Genomic DNA, 20,726 nt, shown 5'->3' on the forward strand with positions numbered 1-20,726 from the left:
CCTGTGAGCGTGAGCAGGAGCGCTTAGAAATCGGAGTGTAAGTGGCCTCAAACCTAAATGGCTGGGCTGTGGCCATTTAGGTTTGAGGTCCTTACACGGAGATTTCTGCGACTGCGAACGCGTTAATGTGAGCGTGAGCCAGCGCGGTTAGAAGCCTACGCACGTCAATGTAAAGAAAATAATAATCATGAAAGCATATAAAAATATTTTATCACTCCTGCCAAGTTTGACTATAAGATTGGACGCGGCGTAATGTCTGGACTTGTATTTAAAAGTTGTGTTTGCTTCACGGCATATTAGCGCGAGCCGGCTAAAAAGAGTTGGCCCATGTTTAACACAAAAGAGGAGTGTTGAATTTGAAATATACACCAGAACAAATCTTAAATAATCCCTTTTTAAATAAAGGAACGGCCTTTACGCAAGAAGAACGGGACCAATATGGCTTAAACGGCCTGTTGCCACCAGCTGTCCAGACATTGGATCAACAAGTCAAGCAGGCGTATGCACAATTGCAGACAAAGCCGACCGATTTAGCCAAGCGGCAGTTTTTGATGACCTTGTTTAACGAAAACCATGTGCTATTCTATAAGCTTTTTTCCGAGCACATTAACGAATTCATGCCGATCGTTTATGATCCGACGATTGCTGACACGATTGAAAATTACAGTGCGCTGTTTGTGAATCCGCAAAACGCCACTTATCTTTCGATCGATGATCCGGATCACATCGAAAGTGCGTTGAAGCATAGTGCTGATGGCCGCGATATTCGGTTGTTAGTGGTCAGTGATGCTGAAGGCATTCTCGGCATTGGTGACTGGGGTACTCAAGGTGTTGACATTTCTGTGGGTAAACTGATGGTTTATACCGCCGCAGCCGGCATCGATCCAAGTCAGGTTCTGCCCGTTGTCTTGGATGTCGGCACCAATAATGAAGCGTTACTGAATGATGAGCTTTATCTGGGCAATCGCCATAAACGGGTATACGGGGAAAAGTATCACCAATTTGTGGATAAGTTTGTTGCAACTGCCGAGAAGTTATTCCCGAATTTGTATCTGCATTTTGAAGACTTTGGCCGTAGCAATGCTGCTGATATTTTGAATCAATATAAAGATAAAATCACGACCTTCAACGACGACATTCAAGGTACAGGTATTATTGTACTTGCCGGGCTTTTAGGCGCCATGAATATTTCCAAGCAAAAATTAACTGATCAAGTTTATTTGAGCTTTGGGGCCGGAACAGCAGGCGCTGGCATTACGTCGCGCGTGTATGAAGCGTTCATTGAAGAAGGACTGAGTCCTGAAGAGGCTAAGAAGCATTTTTATCTGGTCGACAAGCAGGGCTTATTGTTTGATGACATGACCGATTTAACCCCGGAGCAAAAGCCGTTTGCCCGCTCGCGCAGTGAATTTGTCAATGCGGATGAGCTCACGACGCTTGAGGCAGTTGTCAAAGCTGTGCATCCAACAGTGATGGTCGGCACTTCGACGGTTCCCGGCACCTTCACCGAAAGCATTGTGAAGGAAATGGCTGCGCACACCGAGCGGCCGATTATTTTCCCATTATCAAACCCAACCAAGCTGGCTGAGGCCAAGGCGGAAGATTTGATCAAATGGACAGATGGTCGGGGATTGATTGCCACTGGCGTTCCAGCCGCAAATGTTTCGTATAAGGGTGTTAGTTATGCGATTGGCCAGGCTAATAACGCGTTGGTTTATCCGGGATTAGGTTTAGGCACGATTGCATCCACGGCCAAACTGCTCACGGACTCAATGATTTCTGCCGCAGCGCATAGCTTAGGCGGCATTGTGGATCCTGATCAGCCAGGCGCCGCGGTTTTGCCGCCAGTTTCAAAACTGGATCAATTTAGCCAAACGGTGGCGATTGCGGTTGCTGAAGACGCCATTAAAAATGGGTTGAATCAAGAATCGATCAGCGATGCCAAGCAGGCTGTTGCTGACATGACTTGGAAACCGGAATATCGGCCACTGCCGAATTCACTCGAACTAGACTTGGAGGAATAAAACTGTGACTGCATTAAGTACATCGATTCAAAGCGTGCTGACCATCGTTTTACTGATTGCCCTGGGTTATGTCTTGCGGCGGCAAGGGCGGTTTGATGATCAGTTTGGGAAAACTATTTCTGACTTGTTGATGAAAATTGCCCTGCCGGCGTCAATCTTTATCTCTGTCTTGCAACGATTGACCCTCGATAAGCTGGTAAGCCTGTCATCAGGGTTGGTTTATGGCTTTGGTGCTGTGATTCTGGGCTATCTGATCGCCTTTTTACTGGTGTGGCTGCTTAAAGTTCAGCCAGGCCGTCGTGGGACGTTTATCAACATGTTTGTGAATGCCAATACCATTTTCATCGGGTTACCGCTGAACCTTGCGCTGTTTGGTGACAAAGCGGTGCCGTACTTCCTGATGTATTACGTGGTGAACACGGTCTCAACCTGGACAGTCGGCGCCTTTATCATGGCATGGGATGACCCGACGCAGGAAAAGGCAGATAAAAGCGGCGCCGGTTTTAACTGGAAGAAATTGTTGCCAGCGCCACTGGTTGGTTTCTTGGTTGCCTTAGTCTTCCTGTTGCTGAAAATTCCGTTCATTCATGTTGGTTGGCTAGGATTTGCGGTTAACACATTAGATTACGTTGGAAGTCTGGTGACACCGCTATCGCTGATTTATATCGGGATTATTTTGGCTGATGCCGGCTTGAAAGCGATTCGGTTTGACCGCGATACCATCGTGGCTCTGATTGGCCGGTTCGTCATCGCCCCGGCATTGATCACCGGGTTGATTCTGTTGGGCATGAAGGCTGGCTTCAATGTGCCAAGTCTCGAAGCGCAAACGCTGATTATTCAGGCGGCTGCACCTGGCCTTGCCGTATTGCCGATTTTGGCAACAGAAGCCCATGCGGATGTGAAGTATGCCACCAACGTTGTGACGACTTCGACAGTCCTGTTTGTGATTGTTGTTCCGATTTTGATGATGCTGGTTCAGGGACTGGCATGAGCATGACATCTTAGGATAAGAAAAAAGAGCCCGAAACGGCTCTTTTTTTTGCCCAAAATTAAGCTTGATGCGCTTCTAAATAAGCTAAGGCGCTGGTGTAATCAGGTTCATGTGTTTGTTCGGTGATGAGTTCGCGATATTTAACCGTCCCGGTGCCGTCAATGATCCAAACGCTGCGGGCATCGGTGTGGTTGTCGGCAACGAATAAACCCATCGCTTTGCCAAAATTAGCATTCTGGTCGGAAAGCAGCTGCATTTTCGTCACATTTTCCGCCGCGCACCAGGATTGTTGTTCTTGCGGGGTGTTGGTTGAAATCGTATAAAAATCAACATCGTCAAATTCATCCATATCCTGGTTAAAATTTTTGGTTGAGATGCTGCAGACCCGTGTGTTGATGTCGGGAACAACACTGATTAATGTCAGGCGGTGACTGAGATCACTAGTCTTAACCGGCTGTCCCTTGGCATCGGTGACCGTAAATGCCGGTAGTTTTTCGCCTAGTGCCGTTGGATTGCCATTGGTCGTGATGACCGTGCCGTGTCGGGTTATTTCCATAAAAAACGCTCCTTTACCTGTATACGATGGAAACAGGTGAGATTTAGGACAACACAGTCAGTGTATCATGCTTAGAGGATAAGTGACACGGACGCAACTTAATTGGCAAAAATTTATCAGCATATACATTGACGCTAATATAAATATTTATGTAAGCTTAAATTAACGGAGATATTCCAACCGTAATAATGCATATTAACGTTCACGCGTTCGAGGAGGGATGCCAGATGCAGCAAACATTAGTCGTTTATACTTCCGAAACCGGTTTTACCCAACGGTTTGCCTTGAGTGTTGCGCAAGCCTTACATTGCGAAGTGATTGATGTGCAGTTTTTGACAGCCTCGGACTTAAAAAACCGCACCTTGATTATTTACGGCGGGCACCTTGTGGGAAATAAGGTACTCGGTTTGAAATCATTTTTCCGCCAATTTAAATCCATGCTGCCTGATATGGTCATTGTGTTTGGCAGCGGCGTGGTTCGGCGTGACAATGTGAATTGCCAGCAAATTAAACAATATCAGCTCATGCATGATTGCCCTGTGACCAATTTTTATTATGTGCAAGGCTATCCCAAGCTTAGCCAAATGAATTTTCTCCGGCGGCTGCGAGCGATCCGCGCGTTAAAGCACTGGGGAAGCGAGTCATATCCTGCCGTTCAAGAGGCAATTCAGCCACTAGTTGCCGACGTAACCAGCTTACTGAACGGTCCGTTTACGCATGGTGCCGTTCAGATTTGATTCGCGGTAAATACGAAGGATGGCTTAAGCAGTTTCCTCAAGGGTGCCAATCATAATGTGAAAATACTTATACACCGATGTTGGTGGTTCGTTCAGAATGATCGGCCGGGCATAAGAAAACATGTCGGCTAGATCGCGTAACTTTAACGTGGTGGCCATTTGGATATTTTGATCAAGCAAGGTTGCGGCTTGCTTGTGCTGGCCATTTCTAACATACAACTCCGCTTGGTGAAATCGCGCCCACAAAGCGAACTCAGCGCTTGGCTGTTTGTCGAGCGCTTTTTCTAATTGGGCTAAATAATGCGCTGCGGTTTTGGTATCTTGCCTCGTCAGTTCCAACATGACCTGATTCTCCAGCAAGTTGAGTAATAGCAACGGGGTGTTTGTGAAGTGGCGATAGTAATGGCTGCGTTTGATGGCAATGGTTAACAACCGGCGTTGTGTGGAAGCCGGCATGGCGATGCTGAAGAGCATGAAAAAATAGAGATCTAACTCACCCCAATTATCTAACCGTTGCAAATATTGTTCCGCAACATGGGTCAGATCGGGGCGCAACGGCAATTCGTGGCGATCCTCAACAAATAGTGATTGGAATAGAATAGCTAAAATCGCGCGCCCGTTAACGGCTAGTTTATGTTTTAGTGAGGGTGCCTTTTCAAAAACGATTCGGGCTTTTTCTTCCTCGCTTTTTAAAGCTTTAATGATTTGCGGGATTTTTTTAGGGTCAATCGACATCGACGTGGTTTTGCCAAAATACGTCTCCAGAAATTGATCGCGATCGCCGTAACCAAGACTTAAGCCGTTAGTGGCAAGATATAAAAATTCTTCTGGAGTAGTTTCCAACCGGCGCAGTAAATGAATCAATTTAGTGACCGTGATGTCGTTTTGGCCACGTTCAACCTTTGACAGATAAGAACTGCTAATGTCTTCATCAGCCACATCAGCGAGTGTCAGGGCTTTATTCGTGCGGATTTGGCGAAGGAGCGAACCGATTTTCATGGTGATCACCTTTCATATATGACATTTATCATATCTCCCAGCATATACCTGCGTATATTAGACAACAAGCCATCTGATCAGACTCGGTTAGTTAAAGTAATGGGAGTGATTGATATGTTGACATGGCGATATGGCCGCAAATGGCAATTGGTGATGTATACCGGTGCTGCTTTATTTTATAGCCTGATGAATGTCGGCGTCGCATTTTGTTTGACGATGCTCATTCAAGCGGCATCGGCTCGGTCTTTGGCGCAACTCTGGCATGCGGTTGGGCCAAGTATCGTGATCTTTTTTGGCGCATCAGCAGCTGCTTGGTTGGTGATGTACTTACAGGCCCTGATCACACGCGAGGTCAATTTGCGAATTAAAGCAACGATGGCTGCTTACTTAGTTGACGATGCAGATTTAGCGACCACCCAGACGTCTGCGTTATCGTTTATGACGAATGACTTGAAAATGATCGAAACCAATGGGATTACCAGTGAATTGACCATCATTAATCAAATCATTGTGTTTGCTGGCGCCATGATTGGAGCCTTTGCATTTGATTGGATGACTGCACTGGCCTTTTTCATTGGCAATTTGGTGCCGCTAGCGGTGGCGCGGGTTGCCCAAGACGCTTTGCACACCGCTTCAGCAGACTGGTCGACCGCGAATAGCCGCTGGACCACTGGCATTAAGAATTATTTGGCAGGCAGGGACACGATCAGAATTTATCAGGCACAGGCAGTGGTCAAAACAAGAATCGGCCGACTGGCAAGGGGACTGGAAGACCAGTTGAAAAGGTTGACGATCCTGACGGGTAACATGAACGTTTTAGGGATGTTGCTGGCACTTTGGTTTGGCGTTCTTTTGCCATTTGGCGTTGGCATTTATCGCGTCATGGCCGGCGCTTCAACTTTGGCTTTATTTATGGGGATCGTGCAGCTGTCAAACGACATGCGCAATCCCTTGATCATGATGATTGAGGCGTTGAACAAATGGCAAACGACAAAGCCGCTGGTCGCAAAAGCCCACCAAGCAACGCCAAAACGTCATTCATCCGCTAGTGTCGGTTTGGCGAGCGGGACGATTCGGCTAAAAGATGCTTCGGTGGTCATTGGTAACCAGAAAATTCTTAATGACCGAAATCTGACAATCATGCCTGGACAAAAGGTTTTGATCATGGCACCGTCCGGCTATGGCAAATCGACTTTGTTGCGATTATTGGCGGGCGAATTACCGTTATCTGCCGGCCAATACTGGCTCGGGGACACACAAATTACTGACGAAACCCGTGGAAAATTAAGCCGATTGTTCGGCTTGATCAAGCAATCACCTTTTATGTTCGATGATACGATCCGTTTTAACCTAACGTTAGGCGGTCGATTTTCGCAGGCCGACTTAGACAAAGCGGTGGCTGACGCGGGGCTCACAACCTTGATTGCGCAAAAAGGTTGGGACTATCAGGTTGGCGACGGTGGGCATAATCTGTCAGGCGGCCAGATTCAACGGCTCGAAATTGCCCGGGCGTTATTACGGCACCGACCAATTCTGTTAGCTGATGAGGTGACCTCTGCACTAGATGAAGCGTTAAGCGATCAACTGCACGCACGTTTACTGCAGGGACCGGCAACGTTAATCGAGGTTGCCCATCACATCAGCAAATCGTGGCAGCAAAAATATGATCAGGTGATACGACTTGATACAGATGCTTGAGTTGATTGTCTAATCCATCAAAAAACCGCATCTCCGAAAAAAGATGCGGTTTTTGCATAGTTCTATGACTAATCCTGGCCGATTTCCTTACTCAAAGCCACGACTTCATCTACCGTATCACCTAAGAAACTGATAGCGTGTTTCAGGGCAGCATCCGTGGTGACATCGACGCCGGCAACACGAGCTGCGGCGGTGGGATCGAGTGAATCACCCAGACTCAGATATCGGAGCCAGCGGTCAACAGCAGGCTGACCTTGCTGCTCAATAGCTTGAAAAGCCTGAGTGGCCACGGTCAAACCGGCAGAATAGGAATATGAGTACAGCCCCATGTAGTAGTGGCTTTGCCGCATCCAAGTTAGCTCAGCGCCTTCTTCAAGCTCAACAGCCGGGCCCCAAAAATCGGTCAATACTTTACGTGTAATCGCATCAAGGCGCGCAGCATCAAAGCTTTCGCCCTTATCAATCAGTGTATAAACCTCACGCTGAAAAGCCGCTTCAAGCAAATGGGTGACAAAGTTGTGGAAATAGGTGTCATTCAACAAGCGTGACAAAGCGAATCGCTTCATCCGCGGGTCTTTGGCAGTTTCTTCCAGATAGTGGGTCAATAATAATTCATTGAAAGTCGAAGGACTCTCAACTAAGTAATCATTGAAGTCCGCATCAAGAACATTGTGCGCTTGCTGCGAGCGGACCATCTGCGCTGTGTGCCCCAGCTCGTGAATCAGCGTGTACACTGCTGGCAGTGTGTTGCTCCAAGTCATTTCAACATATGGATGGACACCGTAAGGCCCGGCCGTGTACGCGCCTGAGTCTTTACCTTGATTGGCGGGAAAATCAATCCAGTGATCCGAAAATGCCTGCATCATCTGATCCTGATAATCTTTACCCATTAAAGCCGTCGCGTTTTTGATCATTTCCTGAGCTTGTGCCAAGGTGATGGTCGGTGCATAGCTCGGGTCAATGTCGATTTGCGGATCGGTATAACCGATGTGATCCAATCCCCAAAGCGTTTTAACGTGGGTCACATATTTGCGCATGATAGGTGCTAGGTCGTGCATGATCACATCGATTTGGCGGTTAAACATTTCCCGATTGATTTCCTGGTCGGCGAGCAGGTAATCGATGACGGAATCGTAACCGCGCATGGTTGCCGTAATTTTTTCGCGGGTGACTTGTGCTAAGTAGCCGGCAGCCATGGTGTTTTCATAGCGGCGCAGAGTCTTGTTAAACTGGGCATAGGCGGCGCGGCGGATTTCGGTGTCGGGATGCTTTTGGTAATTCTCTTCGTACATCACGAATGAAAGCGGATAGGTTTTACCGTGAGCCGTAAACGTGCCGAAGTCCATGTCGCCGAAAATCGTTTGGTCGCGAATGTTGCTGGGTGCCTGAAAAATCGGGGACAATTCCGCTAACACCTTTTCGGCAGCAGGCGGCAAGGCGCCTTTCTTGGCCACTTTGATTTGGCGAATGAAGCCGGCATAATCGGGTGCTTTTTCGACCACGGCGTCAAGCACGGTTTCGGATAACTGGGTGAGCTCGGCTTGAAAGAAGCTCAATTGACCGCCAATTTCGCCGCCCAGTGCGGTAACTTGTGCCTGGCGTTCGCGCAATTTGGGGTCGGTGGTATCAGTCGAATACGGCATGAATCCCCAGTGGGCAATTTTGCTATCGAGGGCCACAATCGTGCCGTAGTCGGCCAACGCATCGACAATCACGGCCGGTTCCGTCAATTTTCCCTGGTACATGCGGACAAAATCCTTGGTTAAGGCGCGGACCTGTTTGACCGCTTCATCGTAAGCAAAGTCGTCATGAAAAATCGGGGTTAGATCCCAAGTCAGCTTCGGATCAACCGCCTGGCGTTTAGGTAACTCAGTTTCGCTCATAAAAAAGCCTCCTTCACATGGTGGCTAAAGTATAGCATTGATCGCGCTTAAGGTGCGTGTCGGCCTCCTGTTGAACCGATTATTTCTTTCGGCTAACTGCTCATGGTAGAATTATATAAAAAGGATGTGTTATGAATGGGTATCGACAACAATCAGCTAGTGGCGCGCTACTTTGATCGAAAAGCCGACCATGCGGATTTTTTCAAAGCTTTAGAGACCTATCTTGACGATAAACTGGGACAATTATACGCGACTTTGGAAACGACCTTTGCCGACACAGTGGTATTGTCCGTTGACGACGCTATTGCCCAAGCCCATCAGGCAGGGGCGACGATTGATGATCCTGCTGCTGAAGAAATTGCTGCCGCGAATTACTTGTTTAAGGAATTGGCTTCGCGCGGCCTGTGGATCCAGTCACCGGATCAGACGGAGCCGAATACGATTATTGCCAAGCTGAATTTTGGTAATCGGCGTACGTATTATTAAATTTGCTTGCCGTTAACGTGTTGGCATAAAAAAGCCGCGGTGCGATCGTTACAAAGATCGTACCGCGGTTTTTTTCCGATTATTAGTTATGTACCCGCCCGGTGATTATGATTTAGGCGCGTATTGCTTATCGGCAAACCAAATCGGGATTTCTCGCCGTGCGCTTTCTTCACTATCGGAACTGTGAATCACGTTGCGGATGGTTTGGTCGGCCCATTCCCGCCCAAAATCGCCACGAATGGTGCCTGGTGCAGCGTCTCCCGGATTAGTTGCGCCCGTCATTTTTCGAACGGCCTCAATGACATTAAAGCCACTGACAACCATGGCCACAAGCGGGCCGCTGGTCATAAACCGTTCAACTTTTGGAAAGAAAGGTTTGTCGACAAGTGCCGCGTAATGCTGATGCAATTGGGCGGTTGTTGCCTGAGTGATTTTTAAGGCCTCAATAGTAAAGCCGCGCCGCTCAATGCGGGTAATGACCTCACCAATGTGCCCATTCGCGACGCCATCGGGTTTGACCAAAACTAAAGTTTGTTCCTCTGCCATGCGTGTGCCTCGATTCCTAAATATTTTCAGAAAATTCATCCAAATTCAGTATACACGAGTCAAACCAAATGGCGGATGGAATTTTTGTCTAGCGCCAATTGATTTTTGATAACACTCGCCGACCAAGGAATTCCTGGATGAGCAGATAAAACGGTACAGTCGAGACCATGAGAGGTACATAAATCAATGCTAGCTGCCACTGCCACAAGCTGGCGAGCGAAAAGACATGGTTGAAAATGAAGAATACCAGGAATAACGCAGCGCTTAAACCAGCCAGCAAGCCGACCTTGAGCCGATTGAAGGGACGGGCAACGACCAGTAACACATTAAGGGAAATTGTGCCGATCAACATCGCGACCATTGTTGAGGTGGTGTCGAAGCTGAGGTTCAGGAACGACTCCATCCAAGTTAGCAATAAGGTGTAGACAACCACGCTGATAGCGGCTGGCGCGGCAACGGTCATGACTTTTTGCATGAATTGCCCGGTGACGCGCTCAAAGTTAGGCTCTAGCGTCAGGAAGAAGGAAGGGATGGCAACGCCGATGGCCGAAACCGGTGTGAGGTTAATCGGTACGATGGGATAGTCGAGTGGCAGGAAAACGAAAATGGTGGCTAAGATGACGGAGTACATGGTTTTGACTAGGTACATTGACGCCACGCGTTCGATGTTGTTAATAACGCGGCGGCCTTCGTTGAGCACACCGGTCATAGCATCGAAGTTAGAATCTAGTAAAACGAAATCAGCAATCGAGCTGGCAGCATCGGAACCGGAAGCCATGGCAATGCTGCAGTCACTTTGGCGCAAAGCAAGGACGTCATTGACCCCATCACCGGTCATCGCAACGGTATGGCCTAATGCTTGGTAAGCCATAATGAGTTGCTTCTTTTGATCCGGGGTGACGCGGCCAAAAACGTTGTATTGCTTGACCAAAGCCTGAAAGTCGGCTTCAGTGGCATCCGCAGCGATCGTACTCATGTCGACACTGCGATCGGCGCCTTCAAGGTGTGCCTGTTTGGCAATATTGGCGACCGTGATCGGGTCATCACCGGAGATCACTTTTAATGCCACGCCTTGACTCTTGAAGAAATCAAAGGTGTTAATGGCAGTCGGGCGTAATTCGTCGGTGATCAAAATGAGCCCGAGCAACTCCGGGTTCACCAGCGGCTGAGCAAGCGTTTTGGCAGTTCCCACCGCCAGCACGCGGTAACCGTTTGAAGCAGCCTGTTTGATTTGGGTCGCAATGTCCGCAGGCAGCTGGTCGCCAAAAGTAAACTGCGGCGCGCCCATAAATAAAGCACGTCCGTCAACCACCGCGCCGGACCATTTGCGCGCAGATGAAAACGGCATGGTTTGCGTGACCTGTTGATTCGCATCAGCGCCGATTGCGGCTTTGATGGCTAAGGCGGTTTCGTTATCATCGTTGAGCGCATACACGATGGCTGCCGCAGCACTAGTGACATCTTCAGCGGTGTGACCGGCAGCCGGCAATGTGTTGGCAACTTTGAGTTTTCCGCTGGTGATCGTCCCGGTTTTATCCAGGCAAATCGTATCAACACGCGCCAAGGCTTCGATGGCAGGTAAGGCCCGAACCAGCACGCGTTTGACGGCCAGGTTGCGGGCAGAAACAGCTAGCGCCACGTTGGTCAGCAACACCAAACCTTCCGGAATCATCCCGATCATGGCCGCACTGGTGGTTAAAATAGCCCGATTATAATTGCCGCGGCGAATCATGGAAACGGAAAAAAGAATGATACCGATCGGGATGAGCACGTAGGTTAAAACCCGAATGATGCGATTGATTGTTGCCAGTAATTGACTTTGACTGGCTTTTTCGGCTTTGGCTTCCAAAGAAAGTTTAGCGGCAAAGGTATCTTTGCCGACAGCGGTCACTTGCATGGTAGCTTGTCCGGAAACCACAAAGGCACCGGAAAGCAACGGATCGCCCACTTTTTTGGTGATCGGCCGCGACTCACCAGTCAGCGGGCTTTCATCGCTTTCAAGCCCGTTGGTGGCAACAACGGTACCGTCAACCGGAATTTGATCGCCGCGTTTGAGAAGCACCATATCATCCATGACCAGTTGCTCGAGATCGATTTTTTGGCGCTGGCCGTCACGAATGACGGTGGCATGAGCAGCGGCGAGGATGGACATTTTATCGATCTGCCGCTTTGCTTGAATTTCCTGAATGGTACCAATGGCAGTGTTGATGATGGCCACGCCAAGGAATAACAGGTTTTTGTAGCTGCCGGTGGTGATGATGAGCGCGCCCAGAACAACATTGACCAAATTAAATAAAGTAAACGTGTTGACTTGGATAATCTGGCTAATGGAACGGGTCAGCGGCTTAAGCGGAAGGTTGTGCTGACCGTTGTCAAACCGCTGCTGAACCTGTTGTGCCGATAAACCTTGATCAGGTGAAATGTTTTGCGCTGCCATCGCATGCCCTCCAATTCTTTTCATTTATTTTACCAATCTATGCAACCAGATGCCGAATATCACACTTGTTTTTACGAATATTTGAAGTTCTGCTGGCCACATGCTATTGTCTGAGCCCGCGGCAACCGTCATAATAAGGGCTAAATGACAGGAAAGAAGCGATCGCATGGTAAAACTAAACCCGAACGGAACCCGCTTTGTAACGTTGCCAAACGGTTATCATCTATGGACCCAAACGCAAGGCCAAGGCCAGATTCGGCTGATGACCTTGCACGGCGGACCCGGCGGCACCAACGAAGTGTTTGAAAACTTTGCGCAAGAACTGGCGCCGTATGGTGTCCGGGTCACCCGTTACGACCAATTGGGTTCATTCTTTTCCGATCAACCCGACTTTTCGGATCCGGCCAATCAAAAACGATTCCTCAACATCGATTATTACGTCGATGAGGTGGAAAATGTCCGGCAGCAGCTGGGGATTGATCACTTTTGCCTGCTTGGACAGTCTTGGGGCGGGGTGCTGGCGATCGAGTATGCGCTTAAATATGGCGAACACCTTAAGGGGCTGATCCTAAGCTCGATGATTGATAATCTGGATGAATACCTAGTCAATATCAACAAAATTCGCGAAAAGATGTTTTCACCTGAAGACGTTGCGTATATGCAGCAAATCGAGGCGCGCCATGCGTTTGACGATGCCAAATACCAGGCGTTAGTGAGCGAATTAGGTGAGCACTATCTACACCACGCAGCCGATCCTCAGCCACGGCACTTAATTTCAACACTGGCAACGCCGGTCTATCACTATTTTCAAGGTGACAACGAATTTGTGATGGTCGGCGCGCTTAAAAATTGGGATCGCCGGGCCGATATTCACCGGATTACGGTGCCGACTTATTTGACATTTGGCGGGCATGAAACCATGCCATTGACCGCCGCGGAACGAATGGCCAAAACGATTCCGCATGCCACGTTGCATGTTACCCCAAACGCCGGACACGGGCAGATGCTGGACAATCCGACTGACTATTTCAGCCATCTAGGCCAGTGGCTCGCACAAACCGATGCAAACCCCCCTTTAAGCGCCAATTAACGTTATAATAAAAGTGGTAATTTAAAGTTACTCAGGTAATGGAGGTGCTTTCATGGCTAGCATTGATGAATTAAAAGATGATCTATTTGAACCGGTCCACGCGTTTGATAAGGCGATCGAGGAACAACCAGAACTGATGATCCCGATGGCCGTTGTGCATTTGATTCCAATTGCGTTGGCGTTAGGCGGCGGCATCATGATCATTCGCGGTCACCAGAAGCTGCGCATCGAAAAAGAACGAACCAAACAGCTGAGTCTTAAGTTGCAAATGCACAAGCATCATCATGGTCGCCACAACTGGCGGTTGGCGCCAGAACATCGCGGCGCCCATGACGTCTTTGCACCCGAGTACGAAGAGGTGCCTTTGAACAAGAAGCATCACATGCATCACCGTCATTAAGCTTGTTAGCAACGAAAATGACCCTCGTAGTTCATTTGCGAGGGCCTTTTTGTCACTAAGTTTGAGTCAGGGCCTTAACTTTCAATGAGCAGATTGAAACTTGCGGGCAGATGCGGGAAAATAAGGCAATACAATTATTTTTTGGAGATGAAGCTGATGTCAACCATTTTCATGCGCGCGGCGACGACCAACGATATTCCTGATATGATGCGGGTGATTGCTTCCGCTCGCAAGTTTCTAGGCGATCAGGGTATTCCTCAATGGCAAGGCACTTATCCGGATCAGGCAGCCATTGAGCAGGACATTGCCACCGGGATCAGCCGGGTGCTCGTGGTTGACGGGAAAGTGGCCGGACTGGCGGCGCTGGTTGTGGGTCCGGATCCACATTATCTCCGGATCGATGGGGAAGGCTGGCTGGCCGATGTGCCATACCTGGCCGTCCATCGGTTTGCGCTTGATGGCAGCATCCGCGGCAAACAACTAAGCCGGGTTTTCTTCAGCAACATCATGAGTGAAGCTTATCGCCGCGGTTTTACCGACTTACGGGTCGATACCCACGCACAAAATGTGATTATGCAACATGCGATTACTGGGATGGGTTTCGATTTTCGCGGAATTGTGTACATGGATGAGCCCGTGCCGGAACGGAATGCCTACGAGGTGCGGCTGACAACGGGTTGACGATTTTCAAAATGGAGGAGCAATATGCAGGATATTGGCAACTTAGCACTCATCTTGGTAACAACATTGATACTGGCGCATATCAGTCGCTTGCTGAAAATGCCTGCCGTGATCGGTGAGTTGTTAGCGGGAATTTTAATTGGACCGGCATTATTGGGTTGGCTGACGCCTAGCCATACGATTTCATTATTTGCCGAAATTGGTGTTATTATTTTGATGTTTTTAGCCGGGCTCGAAAGCGATTTGGATTTACTGAAAAAATACTTCAAACCCGGCATGCTGGTAGCAATGATCGGGGTGATCGTGCCTGTGGTCGTCGTGTTCGGCTTTGCGCACATTTGGGGATTCAATTTGACCAGCAGCCTTTTTCTCGGCATCACCTTTGCAGCAACATCCGTCTCGATTTCCGTTGAGGTTTTGAAAGAACTGCATGCGCTGGACGGCCGCAATGGGGCGACCATCTTGGGTGCGGCGGTGGTCGACGATATTCTGACGGTTTTGATTTTGAGTTTCACGGTGGCAGTGTTAGGGGAACAAAAGACAGCCAGCGTGCCGTTCTGGTTGCAAATTGTTGAACAGTTGCTGTACTTCATCGGGATTTATCTGGTGGTTCGCTGGGCGGCACCGTATTTGATGGGGCTGGCGGAAAAACTGTTCCCGGCATCTGCCGTCACCATTATGTCGCTGCTGATTTGCTTGGGGATGGCCTATGTGGCGGATCTTGTTGGTATGTCAGCGGTTATCGGTGCCTTTTTTGCCGGGGTTGCGGTTGGGCAGACCCATTATCGGCAGGAAGTTGACAGTAATCTGAGTGCGATTGGCTATGCGGTGTTCATTCCGGTTTTCTTTGTCAGCGTCGGCTTGAACATGCGCTTTGATACGTTTGGTCGCGATATCGGGTTTATCGCCATTTTGACTTTGTTGGCTTTGGTGACCAAGTGGGTCGGTTGCGGCCTCGGCGATCGCCTGGCCGGGGCGACCTGGTTGCAAAGTAACGTGGTCGGTGCTGGCATGGTGTCCCGCGGCGAGATGGCCTTGATCGTGGCCCAAATCGGTTTTGAGGCTAAGTTGATGGATGCTGAGTATTATTCGGCGGTCATTGTGGTGATTGTCCTGACAACGCTAATTGCGCCGGTGATTCTAAAGGACGCCCTCCATCGGGAACAGGAACTTGTATAATGTAAGTCGTAAACTCACCAAAAATTAGTGTTCATGACGGTTTGAGGCGCTTATGGACGGTTGAGAATAAGGAGGATTTTAATGGCAACTTTATTTTTTGATTTTGATGGGACCGTGGCAGATTCAGAAGCCGGCATTGTCGCGGGATTAAAGTACATGGTTCAGGATCGCGGCTTGCGGCCTTTGGATAATTCGGCGTATGTACAGTTTATCGGCCCGGCTTTGGTGGATATGTTGCCGAAAGTCTGGCCGGAGTTGGATGATGTCGAGGTTAAACGGGCAATTGACGCTTTCCATCATTACTACGAGGAAGAGGGCCTGTATCAAGCAAAACTTTACCCTAACTTCCTGGATACCATGACTGAATTGAAGCAACAAGGCGATCAGCTGTACATTGCCTCGGCAAAACCAGAGACCATGTTGCATCGTTTGGTGAAACATTTTTCACTGGATCAATATTTTGCCGGTGCATACGGTGCCAGTGACGATGAGCAAACTCGGGTGACAAAGACCGATGTTTTGGCCTATGCGTTGAAGGCGACCCAGACTGACCCTGCTGCCAGTGTCATGATTGGCGATCGTGCAAACGATATGACCGGTGGCTTGGATAATCATGTTCAGCTGCTCGGCGTCACCTATGGCTTCGGGTCGGCCAAGGAGTTGCAAGATGCCGGCGCTAAAGTCTTGGCCGATAAGCCGGAAGCAATTCCGGAAGGCTTGAAAAAGGTTGCCAAACTTAACGCCAAGTCCTGAGAGTGTGGTACATCTGCAAGTAACAAAACGACGCCAGAGTTCGGTTTTCCGAGCTTTGACGTCGTTTTTATATCCAGACAGTCCAGCAGCCTATTGCTCTTTTTTAGCAGCTTGCCGGGGCTGGATGACTTTTGTGCCGATTTCATTTAAAAGCTTCACAAATTGCTTGGCTTTGCGTACGCCTAAAGCGTTCACCCATTCGTTGAAGCGCTCGCTGGCTTCTTTGGTAATCGCGGCTTCTACCTGCTTACCAAGCGGTGTTAGCTGCAATGTATTACGCCGCCGATCAGCTTCGAACTTGGATTGCGTCACGTAATTCAAATTACGCAACACGCGTATTTGCCGCGCAACAGCCGGCTTGGTTACGCCGCGTTTGGCAACAATGGCAGTCAAGCTGATGGTGGGATCATTGGCAATGTCGGATAAAATCCGGTATTGCTCGAAACTCAAATGGTATTGGGCCATGGGTTCTGAGATCAGTTCGTTGATATTCTTGAATGTTGAGAAATAGGCATCCACATATGCCTCTAGTAAGGGTTTATCAGTCATTTTTCTTCCTCCAGACATTATCTTAACAAAACACAGGCTACATGTAACTTGAAATTCTGAAAAGTTGCGGTACACTTTTTAGTTATGTAAAGGACTTGAACTACTTATGGAGGCTACAAAACGTGCGAAAACATAAAAAGGCATGGCTGATCGGGATACTGTCAGTCGTTGGGGTTATTGTGGTGGGCTTAATTGGGGCCAGTCTTTATTTTTACCAATATGCATTTGTACCCTCAAAGAAGTCTTTTTTGAGTGGCAAAGAGAGTCGCATCATTACGGACGGGAAAGCATGGCTTAAATCCGTACATAAAGAAACCTGGACGCAGCAGGCGGTTGGCGACAAGCTTAAGTTGGTGGCGGATTATGTTCCGGCGGCCAAACCAACGACCAAAACCGTTGTGGTGGCGCATGGCTATATGACGAACAAAGAATATATGGCGCCGCAAATCAAGATGTTTCATGATGCCGGCTTCAATGTTCTGGCTCCTGATGATCGCGGCCAAGGACAATCGGAAGGCAATTATATCGGTTATGGGTGGCCAGACCGACTAGATTACCTGAAGTGGATTAACCAAATCATCAAAAAACAAGGCAAACAAAGTCAAATTGCCTTGTACGGTGTCTCGATGGGCGGCGCGACCGTGATGTACGTCAGTGGCGAGAAGCTGCCGCCGCAAGTCAAGAGCATTGTTGAAGACTGCGGCTACACCAGCATTATTGACGAACTTGCATATCAAGCCAAGTCAATGTTTAATTTGCCAAAGTGGCCGTTGGTGCCGGCAGTGGCGCTGACCGCAACGCTTAAGGCAGGTTACAACGTATTTGACGCCAGCGCGATTGAGGCTTTGCACAAGAATACGCGGCCGATTCTTTTTATCCACGGAGCCAAAGACACATTTGTCCCGACAAAAATGGTTTACCAGAATTATCGCGCAGCCACTAAAGCGAAAAAAGCGCTTTGGGTGGTTAAAGGTGCCGCTCATGCGCGCAGTTTTCCGGATCATCCCCAGGTTTACGCCAAACGTGTAGTCGGCTGGTTCAACGCCAACTGGTGCTTGACTGCTTGACTGCTTAATGCTGTGCTTCGTTGGCGGCAACACGGGTAAGGATCGTGTAAATCTTTTGCGCATCGCTTGGTGTGCCGCGAAGTTCGTAATCGGCTAAAAACGGGGCGTCGAATTCTTTAGCGTAGCGTTTGGCGGTGAGGCAGTATTGTTCATTAAAATTCCGATTGCCCGAGCCGATGATGCCTAAGCAATACTCGGCATTTTCACCTTCAGCAAGGTAGTCGCCCATCGCATTGGTCATCAGTTCCTTGACACCATTGTCGATGCCGTTGCCGCCGTCAAGATACGTGGGCACCATGACAAAAAACGGTTTGGTTTCTCCATCGCTCTGGGTGGCTTCAGAAATTTCCTTCAGTTGAATCGGTGGATTGTCGGGATTCTGCTGGTGCTGGGCTTCGGCATAGTCGGCTAAGCGATGAGCAAAAGCGCGCGTGTTGCCGGAGATTGAAATGAATAAAACGCGAATAGGTTCAGTCATGATGATTGCCTCTTTCGTTTAAAAGTAAAATTGCTGGTTAGTAGCCATAAAGCCAGAAAAAGGAGTCGCGGTGTCGTCTTTAGCGAAACGCTGCGACTCCTTTTGAGTGAGCGTGAGCCGGCGCGGTCAGAAACCGGAGTGTAAGTGGCCTTGGACGTGATGGCCGGGTTTTGGCCATTGCGACCAAGGTCCTTACACGCAGGCTTCTGCGCCGGCGAACGCGTTATGGAAACAAATTAAAACTCCTGATAAACAGCCGGATTCTGATCCCTTAAGCGGCCATCAGGCTTGCTCAACTGATCAATGGCTGTCATTTCTTCCTTTGTCAGGCTAAAATCAAAAATATCAAGATTCGTGCGCTGCCGGGAAAGATGAGCCGATTTTGGAATTGGCAAGACACGGTGTTGGAGATCCCAGCGCAGGATAACCTGCCCGACATTTTTACCATGTTCCGCAGCAATTTGCTTGATGACAGGTTCTTTTAAAACGGCACCGCGACCTAAGGGACTCCAGGCAACTGTTTGAATGTTATGGGCGTCATCATACTCACGTTGGGTTTGCTGGTTAAAGTAAGGATGTAGCTCCACTTGATTAACCGCTGGCGTGACGCCGGTTTCTTTAATCAGCCGATCAATGTGCTCCGGCAAAAAGTTGGAAACACCAATTGAGCGAATTAAGCCGAACCGTTGCGCTTGAATCAGCGCCTGCCACGCTTCAACGTAAAGTCCTTCTTTCGGGTTAGGCCAGTGGATCAAATAAAGATCGTAATAATCCAGGCCAGCGCGGTACAGGCTTTCTTCGATCGTGTCAATCGCTTCTTGGTAACGGTGATGACGGCCAGGTAACTTAGATGCAACGATCAATTGGCTGCGGGGAATGCCGCTTTGGCGAACCGCTTCGCCCACAGCACCTTCGTTTTCATAATTAAACGCTGCATCAAGCAGGCGATACCCTAGGTTAAGGGCACCGACCATAGCTCTGACGCCGTTCGTGCCATTTAATTTATATGTCCCGAACCCGACTGCCGGCAAGACGTTGCCGTCGTTTAACGTATAGTGCATGCAAACAACCTCCTTGTGAAATACGAAATCGCTGGTGGTTTATCGTGCAATAACAGGTGATGTCGTTGCCGCTTCATTTAGTGTAGTCCAAATGTCAGGATGCGTACAAGTCACGATGGTGCATCGTGTATAATGAATGCCATATAAGGAAGCAGGTGATCAAAACGAGAACACAACAATGGCGAGCCATTTCCCGAAGTTGGTTTGCATTTTTCACCATGATTTTCTGGGTGCTTCTTTTTGTTGAAGCCTTCAGCACGGGAATGATGTTGACCGTTGGAACACCGGCCCGCACTGAACAAGTGATTGTTAAAAGCAAAGGGTTGGTGCAGATGACCCAATCCCTAAATAGAGAATTAATCGATACGGCGAACAAGAACGGCGCTACTTTGAATCCGCAATCGACGCTGGTCACCATCGATGACACGCAACGGTTGGCTTCAAAAATGGTGACTGCCAGTGCGGATAATCAAATGCGCGTGTCACTGGATACGATTAAAGAAAGCATAGCTAGTCGCCTGCAGAAAGCCGCTGCCGATCAAGGGCAAAATTTTGATCAAAAGAAAGTGCTGACGAGCCTTACAACCTTCCTTGATCGCGAAATCAATCAGTTCGTGATGTCTGAGGGCTGGGGACGGGCCTATCCGTTATTGGTGCTCATGACCCAAACCGCGGTCATTGTGGCGGCGATCCTGATGGTGATCGTTTTATTGATTATGCTAAAAACCGCTCACTCTTGGCGCCGATTCTTGGTGGTCACGGGTCGTTCTACTTACATCATGGGCTATATGGGCGGATTTATGGCAGTTTTAACAACCGCTAGCCCGTTCTTAGGCGCCATTAGTGCCCGAATGCCGGTTAATGCTGAACTGGCGCGTGATTTGCTTCTTGCGTATTCACCGTTGTGGCAGCGCGTGGCCGGTTGGACCATTGTCATTGGGTTGGTGATCGCGGCGCTGAGTCATTTCCTGCCGCGGCCGGCCGCCGATGAAAGTGAGTCGGTGAATGCGGCATGACGGGTTTATTGAATCGCATTAACGCGTTCGCCAGCGCAGAAGTCTGCGTGTAAGGACCTTGGTCGCAATGGCCTAAGCCCGGGCCATCACGCCCA

At 49.0% G+C, this 20,726-nt stretch carries 20 protein-coding genes; 12 read left to right on the forward strand and 8 right to left on the reverse strand.

Annotation, left to right across the window (positions count from 1 at the left end):
* Window positions 1–356: 356 nt before the first annotated feature.
* Window positions 357–2,024 carry a malolactic enzyme gene (locus GSO_RS14580; protein ID WP_010493637.1) on the forward strand — a complete coding sequence of 556 codons (1,668 nt, stop codon included), beginning with the start codon at window positions 357–359 and terminating at the stop codon, window positions 2,022–2,024.
* A gap of 4 nt (window positions 2,025–2,028) precedes the next feature.
* Window positions 2,029–3,015 (forward strand): AEC family transporter, encoded by a 987-nt coding sequence (locus tag GSO_RS14585; RefSeq protein ID WP_010493638.1) that lies wholly within the window; start codon window positions 2,029–2,031, stop codon window positions 3,013–3,015.
* Between the two features lie 58 nt (window positions 3,016–3,073).
* On the opposite strand, the gene GSO_RS14590 is transcribed toward GSO_RS14585, so the two are convergent.
* Complete coding sequence (locus GSO_RS14590; protein ID WP_010493639.1) at window positions 3,074–3,571, reverse strand: thiol peroxidase; 498 nt, start codon at window positions 3,569–3,571, stop codon at window positions 3,074–3,076.
* 227 nt (window positions 3,572–3,798) lie between these two features.
* On the opposite strand from GSO_RS14590, the gene GSO_RS14595 reads away from it, so the two are divergent.
* Entirely contained in the window at window positions 3,799–4,308 is a 510-nt protein-coding gene (locus GSO_RS14595) for a flavodoxin domain-containing protein (protein ID WP_010493640.1), read from the forward strand.
* Between the two features lie 24 nt (window positions 4,309–4,332).
* On the opposite strand, the gene GSO_RS14600 is transcribed toward GSO_RS14595, so the two are convergent.
* The gene (locus tag GSO_RS14600; protein WP_010493641.1) at window positions 4,333–5,307 is read right to left on the reverse strand and encodes a helix-turn-helix domain-containing protein; all 975 of its coding nucleotides are present in this window, start codon (window positions 5,305–5,307) and stop codon (window positions 4,333–4,335) included.
* Window positions 5,308–5,421: 114 nt separating this feature from the next.
* On the opposite strand from GSO_RS14600, the gene GSO_RS14605 reads away from it, so the two are divergent.
* Window positions 5,422–7,005, forward strand: a complete 1,584-nt coding sequence (locus tag GSO_RS14605; protein ID WP_010493642.1) for an ATP-binding cassette domain-containing protein — start codon at window positions 5,422–5,424, stop codon at window positions 7,003–7,005.
* Window positions 7,006–7,073: 68 nt separating this feature from the next.
* Here the strand turns inward: GSO_RS14605 and pepF are convergent, their stop codons facing one another.
* A complete protein-coding gene (gene pepF / locus GSO_RS14610; RefSeq protein ID WP_010493643.1) occupies window positions 7,074–8,888 on the reverse strand; it encodes an oligoendopeptidase F in 1,815 nt (604 codons plus the stop codon).
* 135 nt (window positions 8,889–9,023) lie between these two features.
* Here pepF and GSO_RS14615 point away from each other — a divergent pair, with 135 nt between their 5' ends.
* Complete coding sequence (locus tag GSO_RS14615; protein ID WP_010493644.1) at window positions 9,024–9,374, forward strand: hypothetical protein; 351 nt, start codon at window positions 9,024–9,026, stop codon at window positions 9,372–9,374.
* Window positions 9,375–9,479: 105 nt separating this feature from the next.
* Here GSO_RS14615 and ndk read toward each other — a convergent pair whose 3' ends face one another.
* Both ndk and GSO_RS14625 read right to left on the reverse strand, forming a co-directional pair.
* Window positions 9,480–9,920, reverse strand: coding sequence for a nucleoside-diphosphate kinase (gene ndk / locus GSO_RS14620; RefSeq protein WP_010493645.1), 441 nt, complete (start codon window positions 9,918–9,920; stop codon window positions 9,480–9,482).
* Between the two features lie 88 nt (window positions 9,921–10,008).
* Window positions 10,009–12,357, reverse strand: coding sequence for a cation-translocating P-type ATPase (locus tag GSO_RS14625; protein WP_010493648.1), 2,349 nt, complete (start codon window positions 12,355–12,357; stop codon window positions 10,009–10,011).
* Window positions 12,358–12,523: 166 nt separating this feature from the next.
* Here GSO_RS14625 and GSO_RS14630 point away from each other — a divergent pair, with 166 nt between their 5' ends.
* The 5 genes from GSO_RS14630 (at window position 12,524) to GSO_RS14650 (ending at window position 16,460) form a co-directional block, all read left to right on the forward strand.
* Window positions 12,524–13,447, forward strand: a complete 924-nt coding sequence (locus GSO_RS14630; protein WP_010493650.1) for a proline iminopeptidase-family hydrolase — start codon at window positions 12,524–12,526, stop codon at window positions 13,445–13,447.
* Between the two features lie 52 nt (window positions 13,448–13,499).
* The gene (locus GSO_RS14635; protein ID WP_010493652.1) at window positions 13,500–13,847 is read left to right on the forward strand and encodes a hypothetical protein; all 348 of its coding nucleotides are present in this window, start codon (window positions 13,500–13,502) and stop codon (window positions 13,845–13,847) included.
* Window positions 13,848–14,003: 156 nt separating this feature from the next.
* Entirely contained in the window at window positions 14,004–14,528 is a 525-nt protein-coding gene (locus GSO_RS14640; protein ID WP_010493654.1) for a GNAT family N-acetyltransferase, read from the forward strand.
* 24 nt (window positions 14,529–14,552) lie between these two features.
* Window positions 14,553–15,707 (forward strand): cation:proton antiporter, encoded by a 1,155-nt coding sequence (locus GSO_RS14645; protein WP_010493656.1) that lies wholly within the window; start codon window positions 14,553–14,555, stop codon window positions 15,705–15,707.
* A gap of 81 nt (window positions 15,708–15,788) precedes the next feature.
* Window positions 15,789–16,460: an HAD hydrolase-like protein gene (locus GSO_RS14650; protein WP_010493659.1), complete on the forward strand. Its 672-nt coding sequence runs from the start codon at window positions 15,789–15,791 to the stop codon at window positions 16,458–16,460.
* A 90-nt stretch (window positions 16,461–16,550) separates the two neighbouring features.
* Here GSO_RS14650 and GSO_RS14655 read toward each other — a convergent pair whose 3' ends face one another.
* Window positions 16,551–17,009, reverse strand: coding sequence for a MarR family winged helix-turn-helix transcriptional regulator (locus tag GSO_RS14655; protein WP_010493661.1), 459 nt, complete (start codon window positions 17,007–17,009; stop codon window positions 16,551–16,553).
* A 122-nt stretch (window positions 17,010–17,131) separates the two neighbouring features.
* Here GSO_RS14655 and GSO_RS14660 point away from each other — a divergent pair, with 122 nt between their 5' ends.
* Window positions 17,132–18,076: an alpha/beta hydrolase gene (locus GSO_RS14660; RefSeq protein ID WP_010493663.1), complete on the forward strand. Its 945-nt coding sequence runs from the start codon at window positions 17,132–17,134 to the stop codon at window positions 18,074–18,076.
* A gap of 4 nt (window positions 18,077–18,080) precedes the next feature.
* On the opposite strand, the gene nrdI is transcribed toward GSO_RS14660, so the two are convergent.
* Both nrdI and GSO_RS14675 read right to left on the reverse strand, forming a co-directional pair.
* Window positions 18,081–18,554 (reverse strand): class Ib ribonucleoside-diphosphate reductase assembly flavoprotein NrdI, encoded by a 474-nt coding sequence (gene nrdI, locus GSO_RS14665; protein WP_010493666.1) that lies wholly within the window; start codon window positions 18,552–18,554, stop codon window positions 18,081–18,083.
* A gap of 236 nt (window positions 18,555–18,790) precedes the next feature.
* Complete coding sequence (locus GSO_RS14675) at window positions 18,791–19,615, reverse strand: aldo/keto reductase (protein ID WP_010493667.1); 825 nt, start codon at window positions 19,613–19,615, stop codon at window positions 18,791–18,793.
* A gap of 218 nt (window positions 19,616–19,833) precedes the next feature.
* Here GSO_RS14675 and GSO_RS14680 point away from each other — a divergent pair, with 218 nt between their 5' ends.
* Window positions 19,834–20,631, forward strand: a complete 798-nt coding sequence (locus GSO_RS14680) for a hypothetical protein (RefSeq protein WP_029345627.1) — start codon at window positions 19,834–19,836, stop codon at window positions 20,629–20,631.
* Window positions 20,632–20,726 lie beyond the last annotated feature (95 nt).

Origin of the sequence: Lacticaseibacillus zeae DSM 20178 = KCTC 3804 (assembly GCF_000260435.1) — a bacterium.
In the GTDB taxonomy this organism is placed as follows: Bacteria; Bacillota; Bacilli; order Lactobacillales; family Lactobacillaceae; genus Lacticaseibacillus; species Lacticaseibacillus zeae.